The sequence below is a fragment of the Mesorhizobium sp. M0768 genome, assembly GCF_040320195.1.
In the GTDB taxonomy this organism is placed as follows: Bacteria; Pseudomonadota; Alphaproteobacteria; order Rhizobiales; family Rhizobiaceae; genus Mesorhizobium.
Map to the genome: position 1 here is coordinate 163302 of NZ_JAMYPD010000005.1, position 16922 is coordinate 180223.

Here is a 16922-nt window from a genome sequence, read left to right on the forward strand (position 1 = left end):
GCAAATCCGATGAAGATCTTATCATGGCTCGGCGCCTTTTCCCCGATCGGAACGCAGCCGCACCGGCATGACAGCGAGGCCATCAATTGGGTGACCGATCCGCTGTCGCATCCGGTGCTCGACACCATGTCGGAGCGCGAACTCGCCGACATACCGTTCAGGCTGACCGCGCGTCGTACCCGCTTCGAGACGGCCCCGCCAAGGACCTGCTGCGGCTGAACAAGGACTTGCTGGCACTTCAGGTGAGCCGGCCGCCGACGCGGCTGCGCAGCCCTTCTGGCCCAATAAAAGGCGGATTGTCTCGCCGGCAGGCGCACCTATGGTGCACCGCGATGAACATCGCTTCGCCCTTGCGCCTGGCAATCGCCGGCATGATCGCCCTGGCCGTCGCCATGGGCATCGGCCGTTTCGTCTATACGCCGATCCTGCCCGGCATGATGGAAGAGCTCGGCCTGTCGCCGGCCGATGCCGGCTGGATCGCATCGGCCAATTATCTCGGCTACCTCGTCGGCGCGCTTGCCGCCACCGGCGGCTGGGCGCAAGGCCGCGAGCGCCAGCTGATGCTGGCCGGCCTTGCCGCCACCGCGATCCTCGCCGGCCTGATGGGCCTGACCGGTACCATGCCCGGCTTTCTCCTCATCCGCTTTCTTGCCGGCGTTGCAAGCGCCTTTGTCCTGGTCTTCATGACCAGCATCGTTTTCGGTCATCTCGCCGCGGCCGGTCGAAACGACCTGCAGGCGCTGTATTTCGGCGGTGTCGGCCTCGGCATCGCGGCGTCCTCGGCGCTATTGGCGCTCCTCGTCACCGAACATGCGGGCTGGGCGGCGGGCTGGCTGTGGTCGGCGGTGATTTCTGCCTGCGGCTTTGCCGCCGTCGCCTTGCTGGCCGGCGGCACCTCGGCCGCGAACAGCACCACCGGGAGCGAGCCGGCCTTGCCGAAGCACCGGTCGCTGGTGAAGATCATCGTCGCCTACGGCCTGTTCGGCTTCGGCTACATCGTCACGGCAACGTTCCTGGTCGCCATCGTCCGCCAGGGCGGCGGCGGCCGCGTCTTCGAGGCCGTGGTCTGGATGGTCACCGGCCTTGCCGGTTCCCCCTCGGTCTGGCTGTGGCAGAAGCTTACGGCCAGGATCGGGCTCTATGCCACCTATGCCCTGGGGTGCCTGGTCGAGGTGGTCGGCGTCAGCGCCAGTGTCGTCATGGGCGGGCGCACCGGGCCGCTGCTCGGCGGCCTTCTTGTCGGCGGCACCTTCATAGCCATCACCGCGCTTGGCCTGCAGGCCGGCAGGCAGCTTGCTCCGCAAGCACCACGCCGGATGCTGGCGGTGATGACGGCCGCCTTCGGCCTCGGCCAGATCATCGGCCCGATCGTCGCCGGGCTGCTTGCGCAGGCCTCGGGCAACTTTTTCCTTGCCTCGATCGTGGCCGCCGCCGTCCTGCTCGCTTCCGGCGCGATCGCCTGGTCGGCTGCGCCAAAATCGCCATGATTATGGTCTTGCTCGGTTGCGGGCATCGGGCACGGGCATTTTCTTTCCCACTAATGTGTGACTTTATGCCCGCTGAACCCCGCTGATTTGCGCATCGACCGAGGATTTCCCCACAGTGTTTGTATCCTTCTTTCCACAGCCGAAATTGTTCTTCACGTCGCTGGTTCTGTGGACGCTGGCTGGAATCTTGTTCTGGTTTTTTGGCGGCGAGCAGCTAGGCGCTGTTTTTGGGCTGCCGCCGGCACCGGCCAATGTTCCTCCAGTCCTTGGAATGCCGATCTTCTGGACCAAGCCGTTCATCTGGTTCTACATCTATTTCGGATTTCTGATTGGAGCCTTCTACGCCTTCTGGCGCTTTTACTCTCCCCATCCCTGGCAGAGCTGGTCGATCCTGGGTTCGGCGCTGATCGTGTTTTCAACATATCTCAATGTGCAGATTTATGTGGCGCTGAATAATTGGCGCGGACCCTTCTTCGATCTGTTCCAGAAAGCGATTACGACTCCCGGCTCTGTGACTGCCGGCGATCTCTATTCGATGTTTTGGATTTACGCTTGGATCGGCGCGGCAGGGATGGGCTTGTACGTCGTGACGCGGTTTTTCGTCAGCCACTACATCTTTCGTTGGCGCACGGCGATGAACGACTATTACATGGCCTATTGGCAGAGGCTGAGATTCATCGAAGGTGCATCGCAGCGCGTGCAGGACGACACGATGCGGTTCTCCACGACCATGGAACTTCTCGGCGTGGCTCTGATCGACTCCGTAATGACACTGATAGCATTCTTACCTTTGCTCGCCCAACTCTCGACGCACGTGAGGGTTCTCCCTCTCGTCGGCGAAATTCCCTACTCGCTGGTGGTCGCCGCGGTAACCTGGTCGATCTTTGGAACGGTGCTGCTCATGTTCGCGGGCATTAAGTTGCCGGGGCTGGAGTTCAAGAACCAAAGGGTCGAGGCCGCCTACCGCAAGGAATTGGTCTATGGTGAAGACGATGCAGCGCGAGCCAGCCCTCCAACGGCTGCACAGCTCTTCTCTCACGTCCGGAGAAACTACTTCACCCTCTACTTTCACTATGCCTATTTCAATGTCGTACGATCTGGTTTTCAGCAAGCTGACGCCATCTTTTCAAGTCTCATACTCATTCCCACTATTGCCGCGGGAACAATCACGCTGGGCATATGGCAGCAGGTCTCGACTGCATTCAGCCAGGTCAGTTCGTCATTCCAGTATTTGGTAAATGCTTGGCCGACGATCGTCGAGTTGATCTCGATCTACAAGCGTCTGCGTGCTTTCGAGGCCACTCTGGAGGGAGCGCCGCTTCCGGAGATAGATAAAGAGTATCTGGAGCGCGAGCAGGCTGGAGTCCCGCCGGAGGATCAGCCAGCGACGTGATCGACGTCGACGGTCAGCCGCCTACGTTTTGCACTGCGTCCTGAGGCTCGCGCGCATGCGAAACATAATCGCGAAAACTGATGCACTCGACGTCCGCTTTGATGCAGACCTCGCCGGCAAAGCGTTCCAGCGCGTTCCAGTAGGCGCCGTCATTCATCAGCGTGAAGTGGAAGCCGAGCTCAAGCGGAATGCGCTTGCCCTGATATTGCGCATCGAAGGCGGCGCGGAACGCGTTATAGGTCCGGTCAGCGAACTCTTCCGCCATGCTCGGCCGCTCGAAGCCGCCGGAATGCCTGACATAGAGATTGTAATCCATGGCGATCACCCGCCTTGAGCTCGGCCCTTCCGGGATCTGCGGTAGCGAAAAGCGCGTGATGCCGTTGACGGTCGGTGGCTCAACCGGCCCACGCGAGACGCCGCTTGCGTCGAGCAGGAAGCCGGCCGCGGGCAGCGCCTCGTAAAGCGCCTTGTTTGCCGACAGATAAGGCGCGCGGAAGCCGACCACCGACTTACGGGCAAAATCGCGCCAGCCCTTCGGTTCAGCAGCAATGCCGTTGATCGAATAGGCGTTTTCGAGAACATGCCTGAAGGCGCCAAATTCGCTCAGCCAGTCGGCCTTGCTCCAGTCCTTGCCGTCGAAATGACCGCAGCCATGGCTGCCGATGTCGTGGCCTTCCGAGGCGGCGAGGTTGATCTGCTCGAGCCGCTCGGCGACTTCCTGTTTGGAGGCGGCAAAGCCGATGTTCGATTTGCCTTCTGTCTTGCCGGGCGCGGTGTATTCCTTGCGTGTCTCGGGCGACAGCAGGAACACGCAGGAGACGAAATAGGTGAAATGCGCACCCGTGCGTGCGGCCAGCGCCCGGCTGCGCTGCCACTGCGAAATGTCGCGGGCGCTGTCGAATGAGATAATGACGATCTGCTTCGGTTTTGCGGGCGGCGCCGGCGGGTCGGCAAAAGCCGCGCCGGCAGCAAACACGGCAATGGAAAACGCAATAACGCGGGACAAATGGGGCAAAGGCATCTGACTTGATTTAGGGAATGTAGAAGCGACGCCTACCGGTGAAATATGGCACGGGTACGATCGACCTGTCGGCCGCCGTTGGCGGCGACTGCCTCGTGAATAGGCGATTTTCCTGCCGAACCCCTTCCATGCCGGCAAAATTTCGCTAAAACGCGGGCTCATCAACCGCCCCGGCCGGGGCATGAATGGTTTTGATCCATGTCGGACGACAGTTTTATCCGCGAAGTCAACGAAGAGATTCGTCGCGACCAGGCGCATGCGCTGTGGGACCGTTTCGGTCCCGCCTTGCTTGTGCTGGCCGTGCTGGTGGTGCTCGGCACTGCCGCTGTCGTTGGCTACCGCTATTGGGACGAGACCCGCGCCAACCGCTCCGGCGATGCCTTCTCGCAGGCGCTCAAGCTTGCCAATGACGGGAAGAACGACGAGGCGCTTGCCGCTCTGGAGGCGTTGGAGAAGGACGGCTACGGCGCCTATCCGCTGCTCGCCCGCATGCGCGCGGCAACCGTCAAGGCGGACAAGGGCGACGTCGACGCCGCCGTCAAGGATTTCGACGAGGTCGCCGCCGATACCAAGATCCCCTCCGGCATTCGCGACATGGCGCGTCTCAGGGCAGCGCTGCTTCTGGTCGACCACGGCTCTTTCGCCGATGTCTCCAGCCGCGTCGAGGCGCTCACCGCCGACACCAACACGCTGCGCCATACGGCGCGCGAGGCGCTTGGCCTTGCCGCCTGGAAGGAAGGCAAGGCGGCGGATGCATTGAAGCTGTTCGACCAGATCGCCGCGGATGACGGCGCCCCGCGCAACACGCGCGAGCGGGCGACATTGATGTCCGAGCTGATCCGCGGCTCGGGCGGCGTGTCGTGATAGTCCATGACCTTCAAAGTCGCCATCATCGGCCGGCCTAACGTCGGCAAATCGACCCTTTTCAATCGGCTGGTGGGAAGGAAGCTGGCGCTTGTCGATGATACCCCCGGCGTCACTCGCGATCGCCGCGTCCATGCCGCAAAGCTCTACGACCTGCATTTCGACGTCATCGACACCGCCGGCTTCGAGGATGCGGCTGCCTCGACGCTGCCCGGCCGCATGCGCGCCCAGACCGAGATCGCCATCCGCGAGGCCGACCTGATCTTTTTCACGATCGATGCCAAGTCCGGGCTGATGCCCGACGACAAGACCTTCGCCGAGATCGTGCGCAAGTCCGGCAAGCCGGTTGTCGTCGTCGCCAACAAAGCCGAGGCGCGCGGCGCCCAGGGCGGCATGCTGGAGGCCTGGGAGCTCGGCCTTGGCGAACCGATCCCGGTCTCGGCCGAACACGGCCAGGGCCTGCCCGATTTGCGCGACGCGGTGATCGCAGCGCTTGGCGAGGCGCGCGCCTTCGGCGAGGACGAAGAGGCCGGCGAGGATGAGGTCGCCGCCAGCGAGGTGCTGATCGGCGAGGACATCACCGACCCGGACGCCGAGCCGAGCTATGACGACACCAAGCCGATGCGCATCGCCGTCGTCGGCCGCCCCAACGCCGGCAAGTCGACGCTGATCAACGCGCTGATCGGCGAGGAGCGGCTGTTGACCGGCCCTGAGGCCGGCATCACTCGCGATTCCATCTCGGTCGACTGGGACTGGCATGGCCGCCGCTTAAAATTGTTCGACACCGCCGGCATGCGCCGCAAGGCCAGGATCCACGAAAAGCTCGAAGTGATGTCGGTGCAGGACGGCTTGCGCGCCATCCGCTTTGCCGAGATCGTCATCATCGTGTTCGACGCCACCATTCCCTTCGAGAAGCAGGATCTGCAGATCGCCGACCTGATCATCCGCGAAGGCCGTGCCCCGGTGATCGCCTTCAACAAATGGGACCTTGTCGATCATCCCCAGGAGTTGCTGGCCGAGCTGCGCGAAAAAACCGAGCGGCTGCTGCCGCAGGCGCGCGGCATGCAGGCGGTGCCGGTGTCGGCCGAGACCGGGCGTGGCCTCGACAAGCTGATGGATGCCGTCATCCGGACGCATCGAGTTTGGAACAGCCGTGTGTCGACCGGCAAGCTCAACCGCTGGCTGGAAGGCATCCTGGCGCATCATCCGCCGCCCGCTGTCGCCGGGCGTCGGCTGAAGATCAAATATGTCACGCAGGCCAAGACGCGGCCGCCGGGCTTCGTCGTCTCCTGCTCACGGCCGGATGCGATGCCACAATCCTACGTCCGCTATCTCTCGAACAGCCTGCGCGAGGCTTTCGACATGCCCGGCGTGCCGATCCGCATCGCCTTGCGCACCTCGGACAATCCTTTCGCCGGCAAGGCAAAGAAGCGCCGCTAGGCGCCACTTCTCCTTTACGCCACTTTGCGCAAGACAGGCGCCGATTGCGTCTGCGGCAACGCTTCGAGCGCTGCCTGCAGCAGGATGTCGCCGAGCCGCGCTGCCACGGGGTCGGGCTCGGCCTCCTTGCGGTGCAGGAACAGCGCCATCTTGGGCAAGGCGGGCAGCCCGGCGATCTCCGGCGTCATCGCCCTGACGGTGGCCGGCAGGCCGATATCGGTGCGGATCGTCAGTCCGAGCCCGGCGGCGACGGCTGCCCAGATGCCGCCAAGGCTCGGGCTGGAGAAGGCCATCCGCCATGCCAGGCCGGCGCGGTCGAGCGTTTCGGTCGCCACGCTGCGCAGCAGGCACGGCGCTTCGAGCGCCACCAGCGGCAACGCCTCGCCATCACGCAGGCTGATCTCGATCTGTTTTGCCGGGCCGATCCAGCGCATCTGGACGTCGGCGACATGCCGGCTGTAGGGCAGCGTCGCGCCATTGTGCCAGGCAAGCGCGATATCGAGGCTGCCCGAAATGATCCGTTCGGCAAGCTCATGGCTGCGTGCGATCCTGGCCTCGATCTTGACCTTGGGATGGGCGCGGGCGAAGCGCCCGAGCACCTCCGGCAGCACGGCCTCGCCGAAATCCTCCTGTAGCCCAAGCCGCACCCAACCCTCCAGCTCGACATCGTGGATGGCGGAGGCGGCCTCGTCATTGAGCTCGATCAGCCGCCTCGCGTAGCCGAGCATGGTCTCGCCCGCGTCCGTCAGCGCCAGGCCACGCCCAGATTTGCGGAAGATCGGCATCGCCGCCTGCTCCTCCAGCTTCTTCAATTGCGCACTGATTGCCGAGGTCGAGCGGCCGAGCCGGTCGGCGGCCTTGGCGAAGCTGCCCAGCTCCATGCCGGTAACGAAGCTGCGCAGAACGTCGAGATCGAATGTCACGCGTCGCATGCCAATAATCCTGATATTCGGGACATTACGTCAAAAACTTCCTGATATTCAGTACGAAGCTATGGCGGTAGAGAGAGCGCGTCAAGACCGAATGCAGCCGACCCATGCAGGAGCTGAACCATGTCCGCTGTCGCCACACGAGCAGAATGCAAACCGCTTCGCCCGGCCGCCGTTACCACCCCGTCAGAGGCGGCGGTGCTTCGAGCCAATCATCGCTGGAAGGTGCTGGGCATCGGCGTCGCCGCCAATGCCTGCTTTTCCGCGACCTTCTCCGGCATTCCGGCCACGGCGGTGTTCCTGCGCTCGGGCTATCATCTCTCCAATGGCGAGCTCGGCCTGGCGCTTGGTCTTCTCGGCCTGGGTGTGGCGCTGAGCGAATTGCCGTGGGGGCTGCTGACCGATCGCTGGGGCGACCGCCGCGTGCTGCTGACGGGGCTCGGCGCAACCGCGGTCTGGCTGCTTGTCATGGCCGCGCTGGTCGTGCCGTCACCGGCCCATATTCCCGGCATCGCGCTTCTCGCCGCTGCCCTGCTGGTCACCGGATTGCTCGGCGGCAGCGTTAACGGCTCCAGCGGCCGCGCCATCATGGCCTGGTTCGGCGAAGGCGAGCGCGGCTTTGCCATGAGCATCAGGCAGACGGCGGTGCCGCTTGGCGGCGGGCTTGGCGCGCTGGTGCTGCCGTCGCTCGCTTCGGCCCATGGCTTCACGGCGGTCTTCGGACTGCTGGCGGCTGCCTCCGCGGTCTCGACCTCGCTCGCCTGGCGCTGGCTGCATCAGCCGCCGGCGCATGACGACGCCCGTTCGAGCAGCGCGGCAAAGCCGGCCGGCCCGGCGCCGCTGCGCAACCCGGCCGTCTGGCGCATCGCGACAGCCATTGGCCTGCTTTGCTTTCCGCAGGTGGCGGTGCTCACCTTTGCTTCCGTGTTCCTGCATGATTTCGCCGGCATGGGAACAGCCGTGATCAGCGCCAGCCTCGCTGCCGTGCAGGTCGGCGCCATGGTCATGCGCGTCTGGAGCGGCCGCTACACCGACCGTCACGGCAACCGCCGGTCGTTCCTGCGTCTGTGCAGCATGCTGAGCGTGGCCGCCTTCACCGTGCTTGCGGCGCTCGTCTTGTTTTCGGGCCAATTCTTGTCAGGCCAAGCGCCGATGCTGTCGCCGGCGATCGTTGCGATGCTGGTCGTGGCCGGCGTCTGCGTCTCCTCCTGGCACGGCGTTGCCTACACCGAGCTTGCGACGCTGGCCGGCGCCAGCCAGGCCGGAACGGCGCTCGGCCTCGCCAACAGCCTGGTCTTCATCGCCTTCTTCCTGGTGCCGATCGCCATTCCCGGGCTTCTCGTGCTCTGCTCGTGGGCAGGCGTCTGGCTGGGTGCGGCTATTTGCGCGCTGATCGCCTGGCCGATCTTTCTTCCGTCAAGCGACGGCCGCAAAAGCGCCTGACTTCGACACGAGATGGGAAAACAACGTTCTAAGCTGTTAACGCCCCATCAAGGTTAATGCATCATTGTAGCTCTCCAGTGGGGTCCGTTGCGTTTCTGGAGAGTTCCGTGCATCGACGTGTTTTGACGCGGCTTGTCGCCGCCGCCGGTGAGAAAAAGCGTTCCTTCCTGTCTCCCCTCGTTATTGGCCTTGGCATCTGGATCGGCTTTCCGACGGTCGCTGCCTATCAGGACATGACCAGCCTGGTCTCCGGCCTGGAGGCGCCGAGCGTCCGCTGGAACGCCTATGTCGAGAAATCCGTCGCCGGCTCCGTTCACGCCGCCGAAATGCCCTTCCTCGATTCCAGCAGCACCGGCTCGCTCTCCGGCTCCGGCGTTCAACTGCCCGGCATCGGCGCCGTTTCGTTTCGCGGCAAGGGCAGCATCGCCGGCACGACGCCGGACGAGGACCGCATCACGCGCGCCGACAAGAAGGGCCGCATCATCCAGGTCTCGCCCGTCTCGCCGCCGAAGAACTTCAACGCCGGCTCGATCTTCGAGCGCACCTCTTCGCTGCTCCGCCCAAGCATGGACAGCGGCCTGAGGATGGCCTTCGCCAAGCCCGAGATCAAAGGCAAGGAAATCCAGATCGCCGCCGCCTTCCACACGCGCATCGACAAGAAGCCGGATTCCGGCGTACCGGCGATGCTTGCCGCGCTGGTCAACAATGATCATCCTGACGTGCTGGCGACCGCCTACGCCTCGTCCGCTCCCGATTATGCACAGGCGTCGCCCTTCGAGGCCTTGCTGCAGGACGAGGACCCGAACGACGGCCGCTTCATTCCGCCGCTGAGCAAGGGCGATCATTCCTGGATGCAGACGCCGCTGCCGGCGAGCGTCTTTTCCAAGCCGGAGCAGGCCTGTCTCGCCAACGGCATCTATTTCGAAGCGCGCGGCGAATCCGTGCGCGGCCAGGCCGCCGTCGCCCAGGTCATCCTCAACCGCGTCCGCAACCCCGCCTATCCGAACTCGATCTGCGGCGTCGTCTACCAGAACGACAACTGGTTCAACCGCTGCCAGTTTTCCTTCGCCTGCGACGGCAGGAAGAAGCGCATCGACAACCCCGCTGCCTACAAGACCGCCCAGGATGTCGCCATGGCAGTCACAGCCGGCAAGATCTTCATTCCGGAAGTCGGCTCGTCGACCCATTATTACGCCAACTACGTCCATCCGGGCTGGGCGCGGACGATGCAGAAAATGACCAGGATCGGCCTGCACATCTTCTACCGCACCTATGGTGGCGGCTGGAGCTGAGCGCTCGGGCAGCCCTTGCGTCTTTCACGCGAGAGCGGCCGATCGAAGACGCATCGCCGCGGGGATTCGGCCGCAGCCCGCCAGAGACCGCGTCGGGCACGATGTCGCACCCGAGCAAGTGGCTGATTTATAACGAAAAAATACTTGAGCTTGAACGTCCGCCCGTGGCTTGACGGGCGCGGACCCTCTAACTATGTTGCCGGCGACTTTAAGAAGCGGACGGACGGTGACGGTCTGACCGGGCAGGGGGGTTGCGTGGCCGACAAGAATGGGCCAGACGGAACCGGCAAAACCGGCCGCGGCAAGCAGCATGAAGCCGACATCCGCGACGACGATCTTGAGCGCCGCCGGCGCGACCTTGAAGCATCACTTGCGACAAGGCGGCCGGACCGGCTCGAGGGGAAAGACGACGCGAAAACGGGCAGTGTGGCCGGGTACGGCCAGGCGCTCAAGCTGTCCAGCGAGTTCATCGCCGGGATAGTGGTCGGTGCGGCTCTCGGCTGGTTTATCGATCGCGTGGCGGGGACATCGCCATGGGGTCTGATAGTCGGTCTGCTGCTGGGTTTTGTCGCCGGCGTGCTCAACGTCCTGCGTTCAGCCGGGCTTGTGTCGGAATTCGGAACGGGCGACAAACCGCGCGATCCGAAAGAATGAATTGAGGCGCCGCATGCCGGCGCATTGAACAGAATGCTGAAGCCGTCTGCGGCTTTGATGGGGATTTAAAGTGGCTGCTGACAAGGTCGATCCGATCCACCAGTTCCAGATCCATCCGATCATTCCGATTCACATCGGCGGCTACGACCTGTCCTTCACCAATTCGGCTCTGTTCATGCTTGCGACGGTCGCTGTCGCATCGGCGTTTCTCTACCTCAGTACGTCGAGCCGCAGCCTGGTTCCGGGCCGCCTTCAGTCGGTCTCGGAAATGGCCTATGAATTTGTCGGCAATATGCTGAGGGACGCCGCGGGCACGCAAGGCATGAAGTTCTTCCCCTTCGTGTTCTCGCTGTTTATGTTCGTGCTTGTCGCCAACCTGCTTGGCCTGTTCCCGTATTTCTTCACCATCACCAGCCACATCATCGTCACTTTCGGCCTCGCTGCGCTGGTGATCGGAACGGTCCTCGTCTACGGCTTCACCAAGCACGGCCTTGGCTTCCTGAAGCTGTTCGTCCCGCATGGCGTGCCGGTCTACCTGCTGCCGCTGGTGGTGCTGATCGAGGTGATTTCCTTCGTCTCGCGTCCGGTCAGCCTGTCGGTTCGTCTGTTCGCCAACATGCTCGCCGGTCACATCACGCTGAAGGTGTTCTCGGGGTTTGTCGTCAGCCTGAGCGCGCTCGGCGCGGTCGGCGTGGCTGGTTCGGTTCTGCCGCTGGCGATGGCCGTGGCGCTGACGGCGCTGGAGCTGCTGGTCGCGTTCCTGCAGGCCTACGTCTTTGCGGTGCTGACCTGCATGTATCTCAACGACGCCCTGCATCCCGGGCACTGACAAGGTTTCCGGCATTGCCGCCGGATCGATTTTGCAACGGAATTTTAGATCCAAAGGAGTTGAACAAATGGACGCAGAAGCAGCAAAGTACATCGGTGCCGGCATCGCATGCCTCGGCATGGGCGGCGCGGGCATTGGCCTCGGCAACATTTTCGGCAGCTATCTGGCGGGCGCGCTGCGCAACCCGTCGGCAGCCGACGGCCAGTTCGGCCGCCTGATCTTCGGCTTCGCCGTGACCGAAGCGCTGGGTATTTTCTCGCTTCTCATCGCGCTTCTCGCTTTGTTCGGCTGAATGCTTGTTCGGCTGAACATTGGGAAGAATTGAACAGGTCGGCCGCGATCCTGCGGCGGGCCTGAATTTCGGGGATAGTCCATGTTCGTGACATCTGCCTTTGCGCAAGAGTCCGCGCCCGCCGTCGAAGGCGGCAGCGCTAGCACCGGCGTGCCTGCCGAGGCGCACGGCACGTTCCCGCCATTCAATCCGGCGACGTACCCCTCGCAGCTTCTATGGCTGGCAATCACCTTCGGGCTGTTTTATCTCTTCTTGAAACGGGTGGTGATGCCGCGCGTTGGCGGCATCATCGACGTGCGCAACGACCGCATTACCCAGGATCTCGACCATGCTGCCCGGCTGAAAAGCGAGGCCGATGCCGCCGTTGCCGCCTATGAGCAGGAATTGGCGGAAGCCAAGGGCAAGGCCAATGCGATCGGCCAGCAGGCCAACGATGCGGCCAAGGCGGAAGCCGAGGCTGCCCGCAAGACGATCGAGGCAGCGCTTGACCAGAAGCTTGGCGAGGCCGAGGCGCGTATATCTTCTATCAAGGCCAATGCCATGAAGGAAGTCGGCACGATCGCCGAGGACACTGCTTCGGCCATCGTCGAGGCGCTTGTCGGCGGCAAGGCCAGCAAGGCCGAAATCGCGGCCGCGGTCAAATCCGTGGCCGGGTGAGGAGCGCATCATGGACGCCACATCTCTCGCGACGCTTTGGGCAACTGTTGCCCTCGTAATCTTCCTCGGCATCGCCATCTACATCAAGGTGCCGGGCATGATCGCCAAGGCGCTTGATGCGCGTGCCGACAAGATCAGCTCCGAGCTCGAGGAAGCGCGCCGGTTGCGCGAAGAAGCCCAGCAGCTGCTTGGCCAATACCAGCGCAAGCGCAAGGAAGCCGAGCAGGAGGCGGCGGCCATCGTCGCCGCCGCCAAGCGTGAAGCCGACATGCTTGCCGCCGAGGCGCACAAGAAGACCGAGGACTATGTCGCCCGGCGCACCGCCTTGGCCGAGCAGAAGATCGGCCAGGCCGAACGCGAAGCGATCGGCGAAGTGCGTGCCAGCGCTGTCGACATCGCGGTCGAAGCCGCGCGGGCGCTGCTGGCCGGCAAGATCGACGCCAAGGCCGGCGCCGACCTGTTCAACGCCTCGCTGCAGGATTTGAAGTCGAAGCTGAATTAAGCGACTTCGACGAGAAATTCATCGAAAGTCGCCCGGGAAACCTGGCGGCTTTTTTGTTGGCGAAAGCGACTGAGCGCGTAATCTCCCCCCTCGAGGGGGAGATGTCGCCAAAGGCGACAGAGGGGGTCGGCACGTCCTGGCGCGACGCCCTATGGAACGAAAGAGAACGTTGGCGCTTCACGCGAGGCGACCCCCTCTGGCCTGCCGGCCATCTCCCCTCGAGGGAGGAGATCCGCGCCTAGCCGCCTTCGCAATGTCAATCCAAATCCGAAAAACCCTCTTCCTCCAGCACCTCGGTGCCGCCGAACCGGAACGGCGCGAAGGAGGCGCGGTGCAGCCGTGCCACTGGCCCGTGCAGATCGATCGCCGTGCGATGGCGCACAGTGGCGTAGCCCATATGCAGTTCGAAGCCGTAACGCGCATGATGGCTGCCGCAGCCGCACATCATGCGGTCGCGCATCACCTTGGCGACGATCGAGGCTGCGGCGATCGACTGCGAGCGCTGGTCGCCCTTGATCAGTGCTTTGCCCTCGCAGGGCAGCCCGGGCGGCACGTCGCGGCCGTCGGCCAGTGCCAGCTTCGGCCGGATTGACAGGGCGGCCACGGCACGGCGCATCGCCTCCAGGCTGGCCTTGAGGATGTTGGAGGCATCGATGCCTTCGGCGCTGACCGAGGCCATCGATACGGCGAGCGCGGAGCCGAGGATTTTCAGGAACAGCGCCTCACGCTGCAAATGCGTCAGCCGCTTGGAATCGTCGAGGCCGTCGGGGATGTTGGCGGGATCGAGCACCACCGCTGCCGCCACCACCGGCCCGGCGAGCGGGCCGCGGCCGGCCTCGTCCATCCCCGCCACCGGCCAAAGGCCTTCGGCCATCGCCCTCGTCTCGAACGAGAAGTCGGGTTTCTCGACGATTTCGAAGAGAAGCGGAGAATCGGAACGCGGGCGAGCCATGGTGCGGCGAGGTTCGCATCGGCTCCGATTCTCCGCAAGTCCCCTCCGGGTCGGGCGGGGCACCGGACCAGGAGGGGGCTACCGTCTGCAAGCCCGGGGACAGGACAGGCCGGACGGGATTTTTCGCCTGCTGCGGCCGCTTCAAGCGGCTGGCGCGAGACGCTTTGTCACAGCAGCATCAGCTGCTCGGTAGCCTTGGCGGCGGGGACGAACTGGTCGGTCCTGAGCGAGCGCCGCTCGGCGTTGAGGCCGAGCCGTTTGGCAGCTATCTCGAAACGCCGGCCGATCTGCCAGGCATAGGGACCGGAGCCTTTCATGCGCTTGCCCCATTCCGAATCGTAGTCCTTGCCGTCGCGCATCGAACGGATCAGCGACATGACGTGGCGATAGCGGTCGGGATAGTGGCGCAGCAGCCAGTCCTTGAAGATCGGCGCGACCTCCAGCGGCAGGCGCAGCAGCACATAGCCGGCCTCGCGCGCGCCCGCTGCCTGCGCCGAATCGAGGATGCGCTCCATCTCCGGGTCGGTCAGTCCGGGGATGATCGGCGCGACCATCACCGAGGCCGGAATGCCGGCATCCGAAAGCTGCCTGATCGCCTCCAGCCGCTTGGTCGGCGTCGACGCTCGCGGCTCCATCGTTCTGGCCAGCATCCTGTCCAATGTCGTCACCGACAATGCCACCTTGGCCAGCCCGCGTTCGGCCATGCGTGACAGAATGTCGATATCGCGGGTCACCAGCGCCGATTTGGTGACGATGCCGACCGGATGCCCGCGCGCCTCCAGCACTTCGAGGATCTCGCGCATGATCCGGTATTGCTTCTCGATCGGCTGATAAGGATCGGTATTGGTGCCGATGGCGATGGTGCGCGGCTGGTAATTATCCCTGGACAATTCCTTGTCGAGCAGCCGCGCCGCATCCGGCTTGGCAAACAGCTTCGATTCGAAATCCAGCCCCGGCGACAGGCCCATGAAGCTGTGCGTCGGCCGCGCGAAACAATAGACGCAGCCATGTTCGCAGCCGCGATAGGGATTGATCGAGCGGTCGAAGGAGATGTCGGGCGATTCGTTGCGCGTGATGATGGTGCGCGGCTTCTCGACCTGTACCTCGGTCCTGAACGGCGGCAGCTCCTCCAGCGAATTCCAGCCATCGTCAAACACGTGTCGGCTGACCGGCTCGAAACGGCCGGACGGATTGATGCCCGCCGACCTGCCGCGATTGCGGTCGGGACGAACGCGCATGCCGCTCTGCTCGATCATCGCATTCGCCATCTCGGCCCTGCCAGCGCCGAAGGCTGCAATATCGGCACGCACGATCTGTTCCATTTTGGCCCTTTCCCAGGGACTGTCCGCCCGCTGTCGAATCGCTCTGCTCATGAATGTATTCCTATCGCATTGATGAGAACAAAGCAAGAACTTTCTCGCGGCGCGCCGCAAAAACTGGCGCTGCCCACCGCTTTCCGCTATTCGGCTAAACATGCTCAGCGTCCTGATCGAAACCCTGAATGACGAGGAGGGCCTTGCCCGCACGCTCGCCTCGCTGATCGGCGGCGCGGTCGAAGGCGTGGTGCGCGACGTTCTCGTCTGCGACACCGGCTCGACCGATCAGACGCACCGCGTCGCCGAACATGCCGGCTGCCACTATGTCAGCGGCGGCATCGCCGCCGGCATCAGGCAGGCCAAGGGCGACTGGCTGCTCTTGCTGGAACCGGGCGCGCGGCTGGGAGAGGGCTGGATCGACGAGGTCGTCGCCCATACCGCCAGGCAAACCATGGCGGCGCGGTTCTCGCGGGCACGCGGCAGCCGCGCGCCGTTCCTGTCGCGCGTCTTTGCCGGAAATCGCGCTCTCGCCGAAGGCTTGGTGATCAGCAAGCGTCAGGCCGCGGCGCTGTCGAAGAACGCCCGCAGCGCCGAAGCGATCGCCCGCGGCCTGGCGACCAGGAGGCTCCACGCCGAGATCTGGGTCGCGCCGCGCAAGTGACGGCTTACCGTCCCGGTTATGGGAACTCCGCCCAAGCACATTTTCTGGCGGGTCGTCGTTTATTGTGCGTTGCACAAAATCTGGCCGGGGGTTACCATTCCCGGCGATATGGGCGAATAGGGTTTGGGGTGTGCCGGAGCGGCGACGACTAACGTCGATGCTGTTCCATCGACATTTCGAGGACCCCGATGACCCTTTCAAGCCCTGACAAGTCCGGCGCTGCAAGCCTCGAGGCGATCGCACGAAACGGCGGCACGCTGCGCCGCATCGCCGCCCGCATCCCGACCTATCTTTCCGACCTTCGCGAGAATCCGGCATGGCTGCCGATGTTCATGCTGGCCCGCACCATGCCGGCGCGGCGCCTGCACTGGCGCGGTGCAAAGCCCGTTCCGCCGGCGCGCAATGTCGGTGAAACGATGTTCGCCGGCGTTGACCGCGATGCCGTCGTCGGCGCGCTGCGCACCGAGGGGCTCTGTTCGGGCCTGATGCTGCCGGTCGCCATCCATGACGAGATCGCCCGCTTCGCCGAGCTCACGCCATGCTTCGGCAATTTCGACCGCCGGCTGGAATTCCTGCCCGAAAAACACGCCGATGCCGAAAAGCATTTCGGCCGCCCGCTGCTCAGCGGTCACTATTTCGAACGGGTCCTCGACTGCAACGCTGCGGTCGCCGTGCAGCGCGATCCGCTGCTTCTCGATATCGCAGCGCACTATCTCGGCAGCCAGGCCAAGCTGATCACGACCCGCGTCTGGTGGAGCTTTCCGACCGGTGGCGTCTCGGACGCCGACAAGAACATGGCCTCGCTCGGCAAATACCATTTCGACCTCGACGACTGGCGCATGCTGAAGTTCTTTTTCTACCTGGTGCCGGTCGACGCCGACACTGGGCCGCATGTCTATGTCCGCGGCTCCCACAACCGCCGCATCCTGAAGCATCAGCTGACGCTGCTGGTCGGCCATTCGGCGGAAGAGGTGCTGGGCGTCTACGGCGAGCAGAGCCCGGTCACGCTGACTGGGCCGGCCGGCCTCGGCTTTGTCGAGGATCCGTTCGGCTTCCATATGGGCACCGTGCCGACGCGCACGCCACGACTGATGATGGAAGTCGGCTTTGGCGTCTCGCCGCCGTCGCGCCGGCGTTTTCACGGCGAGCCGGTCATTCGCTAAACCGACGTCGCTTGGCTGATACCTCGG

General features: G+C 64.0%; 18 protein-coding genes. 14 read left to right on the top strand and 4 right to left on the bottom strand.

Annotated elements, in window-relative coordinates; translation table 11 throughout:
• Window positions 1–9 precede the first annotated feature (9 nt).
• The 3 genes from NKI08_RS09570 to sbmA all read left to right on the top strand — a co-directional run bounded on the left by NKI08_RS09570 (window position 10) and on the right by sbmA (window position 2880).
• Window positions 10–219: a hypothetical protein gene (locus NKI08_RS09570; protein ID WP_352681100.1), complete on the top strand. Its 210-nt coding sequence runs from the start codon at window positions 10–12 to the stop codon at window positions 217–219.
• A 113-nt stretch (window positions 220–332) separates the two neighbouring features.
• Window positions 333–1487, top strand: coding sequence for a YbfB/YjiJ family MFS transporter (locus tag NKI08_RS09575; RefSeq protein ID WP_352681102.1), 1155 nt, complete (start codon window positions 333–335; stop codon window positions 1485–1487).
• Window positions 1488–1602: 115 nt separating this feature from the next.
• Window positions 1603–2880 carry a peptide antibiotic transporter SbmA gene (sbmA, locus tag NKI08_RS09580; protein ID WP_352768620.1) on the top strand — a complete coding sequence of 426 codons (1278 nt, stop codon included), beginning with the start codon at window positions 1603–1605 and terminating at the stop codon, window positions 2878–2880.
• A gap of 13 nt (window positions 2881–2893) precedes the next feature.
• On the opposite strand, the gene NKI08_RS09585 is transcribed toward sbmA, so the two are convergent.
• On the bottom strand, window positions 2894–3895 hold the full coding sequence (locus NKI08_RS09585; RefSeq protein ID WP_352768783.1) for a polysaccharide deacetylase family protein: 1002 nt from the start codon (window positions 3893–3895) through the stop codon (window positions 2894–2896).
• 204 nt (window positions 3896–4099) lie between these two features.
• Between NKI08_RS09585 and NKI08_RS09590 the strand changes: the two genes are divergently transcribed.
• On the top strand, window positions 4100–4765 hold the full coding sequence (locus tag NKI08_RS09590; RefSeq protein WP_023674063.1) for a tetratricopeptide repeat protein: 666 nt from the start codon (window positions 4100–4102) through the stop codon (window positions 4763–4765).
• 6 nt (window positions 4766–4771) lie between these two features.
• Window positions 4772–6205 (top strand): ribosome biogenesis GTPase Der, encoded by a 1434-nt coding sequence (gene der, locus NKI08_RS09595; RefSeq protein WP_352681106.1) that lies wholly within the window; start codon window positions 4772–4774, stop codon window positions 6203–6205.
• 14 nt (window positions 6206–6219) lie between these two features.
• Here der and NKI08_RS09600 read toward each other — a convergent pair whose 3' ends face one another.
• Window positions 6220–7137: a LysR substrate-binding domain-containing protein gene (locus NKI08_RS09600; protein WP_352681108.1), complete on the bottom strand. Its 918-nt coding sequence runs from the start codon at window positions 7135–7137 to the stop codon at window positions 6220–6222.
• Between the two features lie 120 nt (window positions 7138–7257).
• On the opposite strand from NKI08_RS09600, the gene NKI08_RS09605 reads away from it, so the two are divergent.
• From NKI08_RS09605 to NKI08_RS09635, 7 genes are all read left to right on the top strand, one after another.
• Window positions 7258–8577, top strand: a complete 1320-nt coding sequence (locus NKI08_RS09605; RefSeq protein WP_352681110.1) for an MFS transporter — start codon at window positions 7258–7260, stop codon at window positions 8575–8577.
• 107 nt (window positions 8578–8684) lie between these two features.
• On the top strand, window positions 8685–9869 hold the full coding sequence (locus NKI08_RS09610; RefSeq protein ID WP_352540125.1) for a cell wall hydrolase: 1185 nt from the start codon (window positions 8685–8687) through the stop codon (window positions 9867–9869).
• Between the two features lie 255 nt (window positions 9870–10124).
• Window positions 10125–10523, top strand: a complete 399-nt coding sequence (locus NKI08_RS09615) for an AtpZ/AtpI family protein (RefSeq protein ID WP_352501994.1) — start codon at window positions 10125–10127, stop codon at window positions 10521–10523.
• A gap of 70 nt (window positions 10524–10593) precedes the next feature.
• Window positions 10594–11352: a F0F1 ATP synthase subunit A gene (locus NKI08_RS09620; RefSeq protein ID WP_352501993.1), complete on the top strand. Its 759-nt coding sequence runs from the start codon at window positions 10594–10596 to the stop codon at window positions 11350–11352.
• Window positions 11353–11419: 67 nt separating this feature from the next.
• The gene (locus tag NKI08_RS09625; protein WP_006206606.1) at window positions 11420–11644 is read left to right on the top strand and encodes a F0F1 ATP synthase subunit C; all 225 of its coding nucleotides are present in this window, start codon (window positions 11420–11422) and stop codon (window positions 11642–11644) included.
• A gap of 81 nt (window positions 11645–11725) precedes the next feature.
• Complete coding sequence (locus NKI08_RS09630) at window positions 11726–12301, top strand: F0F1 ATP synthase subunit B (RefSeq protein WP_352501992.1); 576 nt, start codon at window positions 11726–11728, stop codon at window positions 12299–12301.
• Window positions 12302–12311: 10 nt separating this feature from the next.
• Entirely contained in the window at window positions 12312–12803 is a 492-nt protein-coding gene (locus NKI08_RS09635) for a F0F1 ATP synthase subunit B (protein WP_023674071.1), read from the top strand.
• A 256-nt stretch (window positions 12804–13059) separates the two neighbouring features.
• Here the strand turns inward: NKI08_RS09635 and rnhB are convergent, their stop codons facing one another.
• Together rnhB and NKI08_RS09645 are read right to left on the bottom strand one after the other, a co-directional pair.
• On the bottom strand, window positions 13060–13755 hold the full coding sequence (gene rnhB / locus NKI08_RS09640) for a ribonuclease HII (protein WP_352681114.1): 696 nt from the start codon (window positions 13753–13755) through the stop codon (window positions 13060–13062).
• A 167-nt stretch (window positions 13756–13922) separates the two neighbouring features.
• On the bottom strand, window positions 13923–15077 hold the full coding sequence (locus NKI08_RS09645; protein WP_352540123.1) for a PA0069 family radical SAM protein: 1155 nt from the start codon (window positions 15075–15077) through the stop codon (window positions 13923–13925).
• A gap of 151 nt (window positions 15078–15228) precedes the next feature.
• Between NKI08_RS09645 and NKI08_RS09650 the strand changes: the two genes are divergently transcribed.
• Window positions 15229–15732: a glycosyltransferase gene (locus NKI08_RS09650; RefSeq protein WP_292664385.1), complete on the top strand. Its 504-nt coding sequence runs from the start codon at window positions 15229–15231 to the stop codon at window positions 15730–15732.
• A gap of 188 nt (window positions 15733–15920) precedes the next feature.
• Window positions 15921–16895, top strand: coding sequence for a phytanoyl-CoA dioxygenase family protein (locus tag NKI08_RS09655; protein ID WP_352681116.1), 975 nt, complete (start codon window positions 15921–15923; stop codon window positions 16893–16895).
• Window positions 16896–16922 lie beyond the last annotated feature (27 nt).

What these genes read in the sequence shown, in the direction of transcription:
- der (WP_352681106.1), top strand. Translation starts at nt 4,772, where the DNA reads ATGACCTTCAAAGTCGCCATCATCGGCCGGCCTAACGTCGGCAAATCG.
- NKI08_RS09645 (WP_352540123.1), bottom strand. Translation starts at nt 15,077, where the DNA reads ATGGAACAGATCGTGCGTGCCGATATTGCAGCCTTCGGCGCTGGCAGG.
- NKI08_RS09635 (WP_023674071.1), top strand. Translation starts at nt 12,312, where the DNA reads ATGGACGCCACATCTCTCGCGACGCTTTGGGCAACTGTTGCCCTCGTA.
- NKI08_RS09605 (WP_352681110.1), top strand. Translation starts at nt 7,258, where the DNA reads ATGTCCGCTGTCGCCACACGAGCAGAATGCAAACCGCTTCGCCCGGCC.
- NKI08_RS09650 (WP_292664385.1), top strand. Translation starts at nt 15,229, where the DNA reads ATGCTCAGCGTCCTGATCGAAACCCTGAATGACGAGGAGGGCCTTGCC.
- NKI08_RS09655 (WP_352681116.1), top strand. Translation starts at nt 15,921, where the DNA reads ATGACCCTTTCAAGCCCTGACAAGTCCGGCGCTGCAAGCCTCGAGGCG.
- NKI08_RS09625 (WP_006206606.1), top strand. Translation starts at nt 11,420, where the DNA reads ATGGACGCAGAAGCAGCAAAGTACATCGGTGCCGGCATCGCATGCCTC.
- NKI08_RS09600 (WP_352681108.1), bottom strand. Translation starts at nt 7,137, where the DNA reads ATGCGACGCGTGACATTCGATCTCGACGTTCTGCGCAGCTTCGTTACC.
- NKI08_RS09630 (WP_352501992.1), top strand. Translation starts at nt 11,726, where the DNA reads ATGTTCGTGACATCTGCCTTTGCGCAAGAGTCCGCGCCCGCCGTCGAA.
- rnhB (WP_352681114.1), bottom strand. Translation starts at nt 13,755, where the DNA reads ATGGCTCGCCCGCGTTCCGATTCTCCGCTTCTCTTCGAAATCGTCGAG.
- NKI08_RS09570 (WP_352681100.1), top strand. Translation starts at nt 10, where the DNA reads ATGAAGATCTTATCATGGCTCGGCGCCTTTTCCCCGATCGGAACGCAG.
- NKI08_RS09590 (WP_023674063.1), top strand. Translation starts at nt 4,100, where the DNA reads ATGTCGGACGACAGTTTTATCCGCGAAGTCAACGAAGAGATTCGTCGC.
- NKI08_RS09575 (WP_352681102.1), top strand. Translation starts at nt 333, where the DNA reads ATGAACATCGCTTCGCCCTTGCGCCTGGCAATCGCCGGCATGATCGCC.